Annotated in this window: 13 protein-coding genes; 4 read left to right on the forward strand and 9 right to left on the reverse strand. The window is 56.7% G+C overall.

What is annotated here, in order from left to right; genetic code table 11:
• Positions 1 to 46: 46 nt before the first annotated feature.
• Complete coding sequence (locus M504_RS11805; RefSeq protein WP_047491534.1) at positions 47 to 433, reverse strand: hypothetical protein; 387 nt, start codon at positions 431 to 433, stop codon at positions 47 to 49.
• Positions 434 to 783: 350 nt separating this feature from the next.
• On the opposite strand from M504_RS11805, the gene M504_RS11810 reads away from it, so the two are divergent.
• A complete protein-coding gene (locus M504_RS11810; RefSeq protein WP_047491536.1) occupies positions 784 to 1095 on the forward strand; it encodes an HU family DNA-binding protein in 312 nt (103 codons plus the stop codon).
• 103 nt (positions 1096 to 1198) lie between these two features.
• Positions 1199 to 2275 (forward strand): family 43 glycosylhydrolase, encoded by a 1077-nt coding sequence (locus M504_RS11815; protein ID WP_047491539.1) that lies wholly within the window; start codon positions 1199 to 1201, stop codon positions 2273 to 2275.
• On the opposite strand, the gene M504_RS11820 is transcribed toward M504_RS11815, so the two are convergent.
• From M504_RS11820 to M504_RS11850, 7 genes are all read right to left on the reverse strand, one after another.
• Positions 2272 to 3045: an isoprenylcysteine carboxylmethyltransferase family protein gene (locus M504_RS11820; RefSeq protein WP_047491543.1), complete on the reverse strand. Its 774-nt coding sequence runs from the start codon at positions 3043 to 3045 to the stop codon at positions 2272 to 2274. The two genes, M504_RS11815 and M504_RS11820, sit on opposite strands and share 4 nt — an antisense overlap.
• 79 nt (positions 3046 to 3124) lie before the next feature.
• Complete coding sequence (locus M504_RS11825; protein ID WP_047491546.1) at positions 3125 to 4039, reverse strand: ParB/RepB/Spo0J family partition protein; 915 nt, start codon at positions 4037 to 4039, stop codon at positions 3125 to 3127.
• A gap of 37 nt (positions 4040 to 4076) precedes the next feature.
• The gene (locus tag M504_RS11830; RefSeq protein ID WP_047491549.1) at positions 4077 to 4904 is read right to left on the reverse strand and encodes a ParA family protein; all 828 of its coding nucleotides are present in this window, start codon (positions 4902 to 4904) and stop codon (positions 4077 to 4079) included.
• Between the two features lie 107 nt (positions 4905 to 5011).
• On the reverse strand, positions 5012 to 5641 hold the full coding sequence (rsmG, locus tag M504_RS11835; RefSeq protein WP_047491552.1) for a 16S rRNA (guanine(527)-N(7))-methyltransferase RsmG: 630 nt from the start codon (positions 5639 to 5641) through the stop codon (positions 5012 to 5014).
• Between the two features lie 3 nt (positions 5642 to 5644).
• Positions 5645 to 6388, reverse strand: a complete 744-nt coding sequence (locus M504_RS11840; protein ID WP_047491554.1) for a gamma-glutamyl-gamma-aminobutyrate hydrolase family protein — start codon at positions 6386 to 6388, stop codon at positions 5645 to 5647.
• 57 nt (positions 6389 to 6445) lie between these two features.
• Complete coding sequence (locus tag M504_RS11845) at positions 6446 to 7231, reverse strand: 1-acyl-sn-glycerol-3-phosphate acyltransferase (protein WP_047491557.1); 786 nt, start codon at positions 7229 to 7231, stop codon at positions 6446 to 6448.
• Complete coding sequence (locus M504_RS11850) at positions 7228 to 8598, reverse strand: folylpolyglutamate synthase/dihydrofolate synthase family protein (protein ID WP_047491559.1); 1371 nt, start codon at positions 8596 to 8598, stop codon at positions 7228 to 7230. The genes M504_RS11845 and M504_RS11850 overlap by 4 nt, the downstream gene beginning before the upstream one ends.
• Before the next feature lie 628 nt (positions 8599 to 9226).
• Here M504_RS11850 and M504_RS11860 point away from each other — a divergent pair.
• Complete coding sequence (locus M504_RS11860) at positions 9227 to 11881, forward strand: ABC transporter permease (protein ID WP_052200658.1); 2655 nt, start codon at positions 9227 to 9229, stop codon at positions 11879 to 11881.
• A 29-nt stretch (positions 11882 to 11910) separates the two neighbouring features.
• Here the strand turns inward: M504_RS11860 and M504_RS11865 are convergent, their stop codons facing one another.
• Positions 11911 to 12774, reverse strand: coding sequence for a 5'-3' exonuclease H3TH domain-containing protein (locus M504_RS11865; protein ID WP_047491564.1), 864 nt, complete (start codon positions 12772 to 12774; stop codon positions 11911 to 11913).
• A 299-nt stretch (positions 12775 to 13073) separates the two neighbouring features.
• Between M504_RS11865 and M504_RS11870 the strand changes: the two genes are divergently transcribed.
• On the forward strand, positions 13074 to 13601 hold the full coding sequence (locus M504_RS11870) for a DinB family protein (protein WP_047491567.1): 528 nt from the start codon (positions 13074 to 13076) through the stop codon (positions 13599 to 13601).
• Positions 13602 to 13609 lie beyond the last annotated feature (8 nt).

Here is a 13609-nt window from a genome sequence, read left to right on the forward strand (position 1 = left end):
ATCCACTCCCTGCCCGTTAGCGGAGAGGGCCGCTTTCGGAGAGAAATTAATTCTGCGGAGGAGGGCCACCACCGGGGCGTCCCATGGGCATGGACGCGACGTAGGCATCGAACTTGGTCTTCTGGTCGTCGGTCAGCATGTCCTTGATCTTGGTGTTCTCGTCTTTGCGCATGTCCATCATCTTGGTGCGCATGTCGGGGTCCTGCGCGTCGCGGAGGGCCTGCATCTTCTTTTGGTCTTCGGTGTAGAGCGCGAGGATCTTGGTCTTCTGATCCGGGGTGAGGGTGACGGCCTTGTCGATGGCCTCCACGCGCTGCTCTGGTGCCATCATGCCGCGGCCCTGGGCGAGCATCGGCGTGGAACAGAGTGCTGCGCTACAGATAGCCACGACGCTGATGCGCGTGGCGAAGGTACGGATCGTTGTCATGTTCATGGCGGTTCTTTCTTCACTCAGCAATACCCTGACCGAAGATTGCGCGGCCGGAGTCTGAGCCTAAAGACGGGTGAGGGCGCAGGATTGGTTTCAGAAATTCCTGTGATTTTTGCGGTGGGAAGTGCGGTTTTGGGACGCGAAATGTACCCGGGCAAGCACCTTTCCACAGAAAAACCGCTAAAAACCCAATAAAACCTAAAAAAACCAATGTTTACCGATTGACAACTGATGCGCGAAAGCTCATCTTGATATGCGGAACGGTTGTGGGACCCGCATGAACACTGGCGATTTCTGCAGGCGGAACCACTACCCATGATCCGAGATTTTTTACAACGAAGGAGTAACACCAAATGGCAAAGGGACTGACCAAGACCGCACTGATCCGCACCATCGCAGAGCAGCTCGAACTGCCCAACAAGCAGGTTGCCCTGTTCTTTGACACCCTGTCTGCAACCGCCGTGAAGGAAACGAAGAAGAACGGCGAGTTCACCATTCCCGGACTGGGCAAGCTGGTGAAGGCAGAGCGCAAGGCACGCACCGGCCGCAACCCCCAGACCGGCGAAGCCATCAAGATCAAGGCGAAGACCGTTGTGAAGTTCCGCGTGGCCAAGGCTGCGAAGGACGCAATCGCTCCGGTTAAGGGCGCTACCGCCAAGAAGTAGTTTCACCGCGAAGCAGACGCTTCGCAGAAGCATACAAAGCCGCGACGGCTATACGCTGTCGCGGCTTTTGCTTGTGACTTCGCTGACGTATAAGGGAGTCGCGATGGATACTCTTTCCCGCCGACGCTTTGTTACCCTCTCTGCACTTGCGGCTTCGCATGCCTACGCCGCGCCACGCAACGCTGAACCGCGTTCGTTACTTTCCCCCTACAAGCTGGATCGGCTGGTGCTGGGCCCATCGCATGATGATGGTGCGTATGACAGCAAGAGTGTCGATTGCCCGTTTGTATTTCGCAACGGCAATCTCTGGTACATGACGTTTGTGGCGTTTGATGGCATCGGCTATCAGACGGGCCTGGCATCGTCAGAAGACCTGTTGCGATGGAAGAAGGTGGATTGCATCCTGCGTCGTGACGCGACCAACCCTGTGTTGAAGTACAACGTGGCGATGAACTGGATTCTGCGCGAGAACGACCTGGCATCGCAGGGGCGCATCCAACGCGTGCAGGGAAGCTATGTGGGCGCGTATCACGCGTATCCATCGCAGGGGTATGAGAGTGGCGCTGCGGTGATTGGGTTGGCGCACAGTAAGGATGGACTTGCATGGATGCCGGGCGACATCATCCTGCGTTCGGAAGATGGAGCGTCGTGGGAGCGTGGCGGCCTGTACAAGCCATGCCTGCTGCGCGATGGTGATACGTTCTACCTCTTCTACAACGCGAAGGATCACACGACGGGACCCTGGCATGAGCAGACGGGTGTGGCGACGTCACGTGATCTGAAGACGTGGACGCGTTATGAAGGAAATCCAATTCTTCGCAATGGGCCAACGGGATCGTACGATGCGCACTTTGCCAGTGATCCGTGTGTGTTGAAGAACGGCAGGGAATGGGCATTCTTCTACTTCGGCCTGGATGACAAAGGTGTGGCACGCGACCTGGTGGCCAGCGGCTCCGACCTGTTTCATGCAACGAAGCAGGAGGCGCCGGTGGTGGATGTGGGTGCGCCAGGATCGGTCGATGGCATCTATGCGCATAAGCCGTCTGTGGTGATCCGCAACGGCGATCTGTATCACTTCTACTGCGCCGTTGGGGGCGACCGGAAGAATTCGGTACGTGGCATCTCTGTCGCGCGCTCGCGACCCTTCAGCGATGCAGAGCGCGCGTTGGCGACGATTTAGAACTCGGATTTTGGGATAAATGCGCGAAGCGCGATGGATATGCCGAGCGAGATGAGAATGCCTTGCATGACGTGAGGCACCGTATTCTCCCAGTTAAAGCCATCGGCCCATCCCAGCGTTGCGAAAGAGATTGCCACGCCCAGCATGTAGAACTCGCTAAGGATGCCTTGCTTCCAGTCTGGGCGATTGGTGCCGGGAGCCGTGCAAGGTTTCAACGATGGAATGATGCGTGGGACTTCTTCGACATAGGCACGGTAGGTTTCGCCGAGGTGGCCAGTGAGATATGGTTCTTCGCGGCCGATCAGGCGTAGTTGAAAAATCGTGATGACAATGATGCAAAGGGCTGCCGCTTCGGGCCGCATGAGAAATGCAAGGGCAATGGTGTGCAGAATGGTGCCCAGATAAAGCGGATTGCGAACGAAGCGAAATGGGCCGTCAGCAACGACGCGATTGCCTTCCATGCCACCGTTCTTAACGGTGGACGCTCCAAGATAGGAAGCTCCCCACGTGCGGAGTAGAGCGCCGGCGAAGGCGAACAGCAGAATGACAACCAGTGTGCCGTTCCAGTAGCTGGCGAAGCGAACGTACTGCGGCTGCGAAAGATTGTTTGCGATGCGGAACCACGCGCTGCCATTGCGGATGAAACTGAAGAGCGAAACGCCGTGGAAGCCATTGTGATAGTCAGGCCATGGGGCCGCGAAACAGAACGCGTAGATCAACGCGTGAATCAGAAAGCGGTGTTTGTACTCGAACCTGGTGGCTTCCATCATGGCGTATCGTGTTTCAGTCCTAAACTCTTAGGAGTCACCTCCTAAAGTATTAGGAGATAACTCGGTGTGTCTTGTGAAATTAGTTTGCAGAGAGCATGGTGAGCAGCGTATCGAAGTCTTCCAGATTGCTGTACTCAATGACCACACGCCCTTTTCCGCGTGTGTCTTCAATGCGAACCTTCAGGCCCAGCGAGCGCTGCAGTTTGTCCTGCGCTGCTTTCACGTTGGGATCGATTTCGGGTTCTTCGACGTCCTTCACTTTGCCGAGTTTGCGTTCCGGGTCTAGTAGCCCCTTCACATAGTTTTCTGTTCCACGGACCGAGAGGCTCAGGGCTTGAATTTTCTGCGCGGCGGCGAGTATCTGCGCCTCGGACTCCAACGCCAGCAAGGCGCGTGCATGCCCGAAGCTGAGGTCGCCGCCTTCCACCTTTTCCTGCACTGCCTGTGGCAGTCGCAGAAGCCGCAGGAAATTAGCGACAGAGGCGCGTTCCTTGCCGGTGCGCTGCGCCATCTGTTCCTGCGTCATTTTGAAGTCGCGGGCCAGACGATCATAGGCGCGAGCCTGTTCCATGGGATTCAGGTCGGCGCGCTGCAGATTTTCCACGATGGTCATTTCCATCGCTTGTTCATCCGAAACTTCGCGGATGATGACGGGAATGGTTTTCTTTCCAGCGCGCTGCGATGCCAACCAGCGCCGTTCGCCGGCGATGAGTTGGTACTTGCCGCCAGGCAGCGCTCGCACAACAATAGGCTGCACCACGCCAGTGGACGCAACGGACTGTGTCAGTTCATTCAGCGCGTCTTCATCGAAACGGGTACGCGTCTGGAAAGGATTGCGCTGAATAACGGTGACGTCCACTTCCAACGGTTTTCCTGAGGGCGCTGCAGGAGCGGCTGGTGTTGGTGCGGGCGCAGTCTGCCGTGAAGGTAGCAGCGCTTCAAGCCCTCGTCCAAGAGCCCTGCGCTTTGGATCCTGCGTCTTTACATCGGACATAATGGGGTTCCTGTCTTTTACCCACTAGGGGGAGTCGTTACTCTTCAGATTCGTCGGGTACATGCACTACGGTGCCAGCGGGATTGCCTTCCGTGGTGAATACGCCATTGCGGGCGAGGAGCTCACGGCCGAGATCGCGATAGGCTTCAGCACCGCGAGACTTTGCGTCGTAAGCGATGACCGGCAGGCCGTGGCTGGGTGCTTCCGCCACACGTACGTTGCGGGGAATGGTGGTTGTGTAAAGCTTGTCGCCGAAGAAGCCCTTGATGTTCTCTGCGACCTGCTGCGATAGCGAAGTGCGTGGGTCATACATCGTGAGCACGACGCCTTCGAGCCCCAGATCCGGCTGGAACGCTGCTGCCACACGGTCAAGCGTTCCGGTTAATTCGGAGATGCCTTCCAAGGCGAAGTATTCGGCCTGCATAGGGACAAGGAGGGTATCGGCTGCGACGAGGGCGTTGAGCGTCAACAAATCGAGCGCCGGCGGGCAATCCAGAAAGATGAAGTCGTAGGAGTCACGGACATCCTCGAGCGCCTTGCGCAGCCGGAACTCACGTTCGGTCAGTTGCGCCAGGTCAAAATTGGCGCCGATGAGATCTTTTGAGCTGGGAATCAGGCGAAGATTCTCGATGCCTGTGTCCAAGGTGATCTCCGCCGCGGTGACTTCGCCCAGCAGTAGGTCATAAACAGTCTTGCGGTCAGGATCGCGACCTATGCCGAGGCCGCCGGAAGCGTTAGTCTGTGGGTCGCAATCGACCAGCAGAGTCGACAGGCCATTGAACGCAACGGCTGCCGCAAGATTGATCGCGGTCGTGGTTTTTCCCACGCCACCCTTCTGGTTGACGACTGCTATGACTTTGCCCATGGCGCTTCGCCAGAGTAGCAGGGACGGTGATATATGAGTATTGTTCCACGTGGAACACCTGAGGAGATGCTGTGGAGAACGTTCCACGTGGAACGCTGATTTCGGCGTTATTGCCCGAGATTTGGGCTTTCCACACGTTTCCACAGGGATACACAGCCTTGTGAAAGAGGAACACTCAAGGAGTGCTCCAATGCCCAACCCGGAAGAGGCTCAGCGCCTTCCAACGGGAGATAACGCAGCATGGCCCCTTTGTCCTTTACGCGCGTTTCTGCGATTGGGAGCATAGCTTCCGTGTGATCCACGGCGCGCAGGGCTACGAGATCGAATGTCGATTCTGAAGGCATCGCCTCTACCCGGTTGGACCAAACCTCTGCATCAATGCCGAGCGTGCGTACCGCTTCGCGCAAAAACGACGCTTTCTTGCCCTGGGATTCCGCCAAGGTGATTTTCAGGTCCGAATGTAGCAATTTAAGCGGAATGCCGGGGAAGCCGGCACCGGAACCGAAGTCGAGCAGCGTCTCTGCGCCGTTCAGAAGTCGCCCGGCGAACAGGCTCTCGCCGATTTGCCGCTGTACCAGCATTTCTGGATCGCGTACGGCGGTCAGGTTGGTCTTCTGGTTCCATCGCAGCAAAAGCATGAGATAGACCTCAAGCTTTTCCAGCGTCTCGACAGTAAGGTGTTCCGTGTAAGGTGCAAGTAGTTCAGCGATATGGTCGCGGGATGGGACATAGAGCATGGCTCAGGCTCCTGCTGCCGCTTTTAGGAAATCGGCGAAGATTGCCCGCGATGCTGCGCTGGAACCCACCGTTCTTTCCGGATGCCACTGTACTCCTATTAGCCAATGTTTTGGATCAGAACCTTCTACTGCTTCAATAATCGCGTCCTCTGGGCATCGAGCAACGACCCGCAGAGTGTCACCGGGAGAAGCGATGGCCTGATGGTGGCTACTATTCACGGGGATGCGTGAGAATTCGTCGTCGATAGCGGTCGATTCTCCGGATTGTTGCAGAATGCGTCCTAGGCGGCTGTCCTGTGAAAACTGCGCGATATGGGCTACGGCCACAGCGCGCCCGGCGCGATGGTTTACCGGTACAGGGGAGCAATCCTGGATGAGCGTGCCACCGTAGTAAACGTTCATGGACTGTGTTCCAAAACAGATACCCAGCAACGGCTTCTTTGTTTCCTCTGCTGCTTCGAACAGGGCTCGATCGGTCTGGTCGCGCAGGGGATCGGCGGCTGCCGAGGCGGGATCACGATCATGTCCATAGAGAGCCGGGTCGATATCGGCTCCGCTTCCTGGTAGGAGGATGCCGTCTGCCTGACGCGCCATCTCCTTGAGTACCGCCACGGAGTGCGTCAGCACCACCTTAATCGGTTCGCCACCCGCTGCCTCAATGGCCGCAGCATATTCCGGCCAGCTCTTCGCGTTGTAGGGCTCGTCGAAGCTGGTAGGAATCGGGATCAGGATTCGTGGTCGGCTCATTTCCCTGATGATACGCCGCTTGCCGCCACTCTATGCTCGATGTTCCACGTGGAACAGTTAGAGCTGGCTACTGGGAATCTTCGCCTGATTTTCCGGGACAGAGTCCGGCTGCGTGAGTTGTGAATGACGGTAATACTCCGCGGCGATGGCGTCCATCAGCTGCTGCGTCAAGGCTTCCGCGTTCTTGGTGTTCATGCCGGTGGTCTCGATGGGATCGCAAGCTACTAGCATTAGAGGCCGCGGGGCTAGATGGTAGGTGTGCATCGGCAGGAGTTCGTAGGTTCCTACAAGGGCCAGTGGTACTAGGGGGACCTGTGCCTTGATGGCCATGAAGGCGGCACCCTGGAGGAATTGGCGGATGTGGCCGTCGGAGGAGCGTCCACCGTCGGGGAAAATTAATAGAGGCATCCCAGATTTAAGGGTTGCCACGCCACGCATCAGACCTGCGACCTGCGAACGCATACTGGACTGGTCAATGGGCACTTGGCCGGAGCGGGTGAGGTGCCAGCCAATGAAAGGAATCTTGAACAGGTAATGGTTCGCCAGAATGCGGAACTGGAAAGGGAGCGACCCAAACAGCGCGGGCGTATCCATATAGCTGAGGTGGTTGCTGGCGAATACGGCGGCGCGTCCCAGGCGGAGATTTTGCGGGTTCACCACCTTCATTGGAGAGAGGGCGATTCCGAGCATCAGTTTTGCCCAGAGCTGGGCAATGGCGTGTTGCTGCCGACCAGACTTATCCCATAGAGAGACCAGCAGTGAAAGTGAACCGCAGGCGACCGTAATGAACAGAATCAGAGGAATGAAGATCAGGTACGAAGCCCAGGGCAGCAGCCGTTTCATCCGCGTCGCTCCTTCAGCCATGTCTTGGCTTCGGCCACCAGGTATACCGAACCTGAAATGATTACACTTCCTACGCGGTCGGTGGCCTTGTCCATGGCGTCGGCCACGGATGTGCACACTTCGGCGGCGGTATCCAGCTCCGCAGCCACTTCAGAGAGGGCTTCGGCGCTTGCGGCACGTGGGCTATGGATGGGGGCCAGCAGGATGCGGTCGTCAGGACCGTCAAAGAGCGGAAACAGGATCTGCGCCATTTCGCGGATGGACTTGTCTTTTAAAGCGGAGAAGACGAGTGTGCGCGGTGCGGGTAGTTGGTCACCGTCTATCTGGCGGGAGAGGTGGCTGCGTAGTGTCCATGCCCCGGCGGGGTTGTGCGCTACATCCATCAGGAGTGTGATCTGCGTTCCCGGGATGGTGACGGATTCGAGTCTTCCCGGCCAACTTGTCAGCCGAATGCCACGTTCGATGGACTGCGGCGTAAGTCCTGTAAGTTGTTGTTGTGTAATGAGGTGTTCGGCTACTGCGATTGCCAGGGCGACGTTGCGACGCTGGTGGTCCCCCGGCAGGGGGCTGGCTACCGTGATGCCCTCTCCCTGGATTGATACCGGGTAGGAGACGTCACCGGTGATCCGATCCGGCAGGTATGCGGCGGCGTTTACCCCGGTTACGTCGAGCGCCATGGCTACTTCGCCGATGGCGGCGTTGGCCTCGGGGTGCTGTGGCAGGGTTACCAGCAGTCCCTTTGGGCGTAGGATGCCGGCCTTCTCGCGGGCGATCTCGGTCAGCGTGTTGCCGAGCCATTCCGTGTGGTCCAGAGAGATGTCCGTGATGACGGAGAGTACTGGTTCCACGATATTGGTGGCGTCGAGGCGACCGCCTAGTCCTACTTCAAGGACCGCGATATCGATTCCTGCGTTGGCGAAGGCGACGAATGCCATCGCGGTCATGACTTCGAAGAAGCTGGGTGCGTGCGGTAGTTTGCCGTCGCTTACGAGTTGGGCTGCTGTCGTTTCTACTTTTGCGAAGGCTTCGGCGAAGGTGTCGTCGCTGATGTCCGTGAGCGAGTTCTCGCCCGGAGTTGCGCCGCTGATCTGGATGCGCTCGTTGGGGCGCAGCAGGTGTGGTGAGGTGTACAAGCCGGTACGGTAGCCGGAGACGCTGAGGATGCTGGCGAGTGTTGCGGCCGTTGAACCCTTGCCGTTGGTCCCTGCGATGAGGACAGAGGGATAACGGTTCTGCGGATTGCACAAGGCTTCCGCAAGTATGCGCATGTGAGCAAGCTCGAATTTGCGGCGCGGAACGCCAGGCGCGGCAGGAGCAAGCTCGCCGCTCAGGGTGTACAGCTTACTAACTGCTTCTTCGTACTGCATGACTTGGTCATTGTAGATGGGTAACCCCTCCCCCTCCTCCCTGTTTTTCTAAAATCGTCTTTCTATTGGGGTTAGGGTTCTGAGTGGCTGTAAAATCGTCTGCCTATTGGAGTTAGGGGCAAAATCGTCTTTCTAAAGGGGTTACGCCCTTCAGAGTTGGCTCTTTGTTCTTCCTATTTCTATTTTAGTGATTTGGAAGAAATACCATGCCAACTCTATTTGCTTTTATTTGATGGCTTTAGGTGATGTAGGGGGTTGACAGGTTTCCGTGGCCAGTCAGGGTCGATATGAACACGGGGAAATGAGGCTTCTACGAAAACTGAGACGCTGCTTTGAGCCTACGCAGGATAATTGTCGCGGACCGATCTCCTGCTTCCTTCAAAAGCAGGTTGGGCTGGTAGTTCCTCTTTTTGATTTCAAAAACACCTTTCAAGGTGACGAGCACCCGGCGGCGATTTTGCTCTCCCCTAGAAGTTCTACTGGTGTAGGATGTTTTCCATCGAAGTTCTAGGGGAGAGGCAATGAGCGTTGGCAGAGCGTCCAGCCGCGAGATGCTGAAGAGAACCTGGGACATGATGGCTTGCGGATTGATGATGGGCGAATCACACGTGCGCATGGTGGGTGGCCGATGAGATGGCAGAGATTCTTTCGGCGTAAGCAGGCTGATCTGGAATTGCAACAAGAGATCGAGCTGTATCTGGAAGAAGAGATCGACGCGAACATTGCCCGTGGCATGGACAAGGACGAAGCGCGGCGGCGTGCACACCTGAAATTCGGAAGCGTAAATCGAGTACGTGAAGAAGTTTGGCGGGAAAGTAGTTTCCTTTGGATTGAGCACATGTGGGGAGACCTGCGTTATGTGCTGAGAAAGCTCATCAGCGCGCCTTCCGCGGCACTGACCGTGATGATCTCGCTTGGAATTGGAATCGCCGCGAACGCGCTTGTCTTTTCGGGCGTGGACAAAATCGCACTGCAGGGTCCCCCGGTTGGAGACCCTACGAAGCTCATGAGTGTTTATCCAACCGATCAACATGGGCAACGTGCACAGCTGATTTACGCGGAAGTTTACGAGAGCCTGCGGGGACAACTTAAATCGTTTTCGGATCTCGCTGCCTTCACGTCACATATCCAGGTGGCCCTTACGGGCAGAGGAGAACCAAGGCGGGCGTGGGGCCAGAGCGTGACACAGAACTACTTCGATGTCACTCAAGTTCCGATGACGCTCGGCCGGGGATTTGGAAGCCGCGATGTGTATTCTCCCGTGATCGTGTTGGGCTACGACCTGTGGAGGATTTACTTCAATGCAGACGATCGAGTGATTGGCAACACGGTGTTCCTGTCTGGAAAGCCATTCACTGTGATTGGTGTAGCGAAGCCTAAATTTCGTGGAACCTTGCAAATGCAGGTTGCGGACTTCTGGATACCGCTGAGCCAGCAAGCGAGCCTGGGATTTCTTCAAGAAACGGATAGCGAGCTAGTCAATGTTATTGCCCGATTCGCTCCGGGAGTGGACCGAGCAACGGCGCAGGCGGAATTGAATTCTGTGTCGCAGCGCCTTGCGACTGCGTTTCCGAAGGAGATGCAGGAACGAGAGCTGCGATGTGAGCAAGCAGGTAGCTTACCCGCTGAGGCGTGGGTGCACATCGCTGCCTTCGTGGCGGCAGTTATGGGGATCGCCCTGCTTGTATTGGCGATTGCAGTCTCCAACGTTACGAATCTGCTGTTGTCACGAGCGATGGCGAGGCATAGGGAGATGGCCATACGCATTGCTTTGGGTGGGACGCGGTGGCAACTCATACAGCCAATGCTGCTCGAGAGCCTGGTCTTGTCCCTTGGCGGTGGTGTGGTCGGCGTTGGTGCAAGTGTGCTGGCGATGCGCGCGCTTACGTACTTTCACATGCCAGTCGATCTGCCGATTGACCTCACCCTGAACATATCCACGGTGGTGCTTTGGTACGCGTTTGTGTTGAGCGTAGTGGCCGGGATGCTATGCGGACTAGGCCCGGCGCTTGCGGCAACACGACCATCGGTTCCAAATGCATTGAAAGGTGAAAGCAGTTTGGAGAAACCGGGACGTCGCTGGGCCATGCGCGATGTGCTTGTGATGGTGCAGATCGCTGCAACCATGGTTTTGCTGTGTACGACATCGCTTTATCTTCATAGCTTGCTCAAGCTGACCAATGGCAATACTGGACTTCGTATGGATGGAGTCCGCGTGCTTTCCATCGATCCAGTCCACAACGGATACAAAGCGGAGCAGGTCCCGCTGGTTCTGAAACGTGTGTTGGACGGTGTGATGGCGATGCCTCAAGTTGCATCGGCTGCGTGGACAGACTCCACGCCTCTTTCGATCGCCATGAAGTCGAAGAAGTTTCATCACGTGGGACAACCTGGAGACCTTGGGCTTGACCCTGAAGCGGATGTTTACGATGTTGGACCGGGATACTTCGCCACCATGGGTATCCAGCAGATAGAGGGCAGGAACTTCAACGGCGCAGGGCCGGATGGCCCTAAACAGATGATCGTGAATGAAGCATTCGCCCACCGGATGTTTAAGGATCGCCGTGCGGTAGGTCAGTATTTGACGCCGACGGTACCGAAGGATGCGAGCCCACAAACGCCTGTCAGCTACGAGATCATCGGTGTCGTGAAAAACAGCAAGTCGACGATGATGAATTTCGAAGACAACCCACCCATTGTGTATGAAGCCCTGGAGCAGAATATGGGCACTTCGGCGCCGCTGCTTGGATATTCTCTGATGGTTCACTACCAGGGAAACGGAGCCCAAGTGGCTAACGCGCTCCAGGCGGAAGTGCACTCCGTCGACCCATCGCTTGCCATCTTCCATCAAAAAGAGATGGCGGAACAGATCATGGATTCGTTGATCATTCCACGAGCGGAGTCGACCATCTTCGGAGTATTCGGTATTGCTGGTCTGTTGCTCGCTACTGTGGGGCTCTACGGTGTGATGAGCTATACCGTTGAGCGTCGGACGAAGGAAATGGGAATTCGTCTGGCACTTGGCGCAACTATGGGCCAGATACAGAGCTTGATCGTTCGTTATGGGATAGCGCGTACGGTCATCGCATTGGCGATCGGCTTTCCGATGGCTCTCGCCGCATCGAAGGTCGCTGCGAGTTTGCAGAATGGGATAACGGCCTATGACGCCATATCTTTCACATTGACGCCACTATTTCTTATGTTGGTGGCGTTGGTCGCTTGTTGGATTCCGGCTCGGCGTGCGTCCGCGACGGACCCACAAGCCACACTGCGTCATGAGTGAGCTTATCTCGGCCAGCACAATCGGTCTTCTTACCGTTGCTTTGGGGATTTGGTGACTTTGGCCTTGTCGAGGCGGGTTCCTATGGCTTCGAAGGCGGGTGTGGGGCCGGTCCAGTGGAGTTCGTCGACGTTGGTGAAGAGGGGCAGGTCGGTTTTGAGTCGGGCCAGGGTGCGGAAGAGGATGGCGTTGTCCCAGTTGGTGCGCAGGGTCTCGTTCATGCCGCGTGGGTTGGCGATGGCGAGTTGCCAGTCTGCGATGTCTTTGGGGATGGCTTCGAGGTGGCCGAATTTTGCGAGGACAGCGGCGGTGCCTTTGGCTCCCCATCCGCGCAGGCCGGGATAGCCGTCTGCGGCGTCGCCTACGAGGGCCAGATAGTCGGGGATCGAGGCAGGTGGGACTCCGAACTTTGCGATGACTCCTGCTTCGTCGCGGATTTCGCGTTTGCGGCGATCCATCTGCACTACGCGTGTGCCCTGCACGCATTGTGAGAGGTCTTTGTCTGGTGTGCAGATGAGCACGCGTGTGACGCGCGGATCGAGTGCAGCGATGTGGGCTGCGGAGGCGAGTGCGTCGTCTGCCTCTTCATTCGTCATGGCCCAGGTGACGATGCCCATCGCCTGCAGCGCTTCTTCGAGTAACGGAAATTGTTGCCACAGATCGGGATCGATGCCTTCGCCGGTTTTGTAGCCGGGCCATAGATCGTTGCGGAAGGATTCGATGACGTGATCGGTGGCTACGCCGATGTGTGTGGCTCCTTCTTTCACCATGGCGAGGATGGATGCGAGTACACCCTTCACTGCACCGACTTCGTTGCCGTCGGCATCGCGCATGGAGGGCCATGCGTAGAAGTGGCGGAAGAGTTCGTACGTGCCGTCGATGAGATGGACTTCCATGGTGGTTAGCGTACATGGAACTTGCTGTAAGAAAAGTTGAACCTTTGATCAGGGCAAATCCTGCTTGTGCGACTAAGTGCAGTTCGCCATCGCCTTCCATTGAAATGGGCGAGCGATGGGCTGACACACGGGTTTAGGCTCACGGGGGTGAGGCCACGAATAAAAATGATCCGATCCGCAGCGATAACGGTACATTTTGCCAATCCTCACGTCACTCCTAACAAGTAAAGCCGGTACGTTTCTGTTACCGTTTCGCTGAACCGTGTTGTCGCCCACATTGGGCAGAAAGAGGCTGAACCTTGAAGATCAAGCGCCTTGTCCCTATCGCGTCTGTACTAGTCCTTCTTCTCGCATTCGCCGTGCCGGGGATGAAGGCACAATCCGCTTCTGGCATTCAGAGCGCTTATGCGTCGGATGCGGGCAAGCTCTCTGACAAGTTCACCGGAATTGCTCGAGTCATGGCTGACAAATATGACTGGAAGCCCGGCCCCGGAGTGCGTTCCATGGGAGAGGTGCTGAATCTGATCGTGGTTGAAAACGGGATGTTGACGCGGGTTCTCACCGGCGCTTCTGGAGCTGCATCCAAACCCGCTCCGATCACCGATCCGACCAAACTGCAGGATGCGCTGAAGTCCTCTTACGCAGATTTGCAAAGTGCTATTCGCGGGCTTTCCGATAGCGATCTGAAGTCTTCGGTCAAACTGTTTGGACGAGATATGACCAAACAGGATGCGGTGATGCTACTGATTGCGGATCAGCATGAGCATCTGGGCCAGTCCATCGCTTATGCCCGCGTCAATGGTGTGGTTCCTCCCTGGTCCAAGTAAGACTCTGA

Source organism: Terriglobus sp. TAA 43, from assembly GCF_000800015.1.
Taxonomy (GTDB): Bacteria; Acidobacteriota; Terriglobia; order Terriglobales; family Acidobacteriaceae; genus Terriglobus.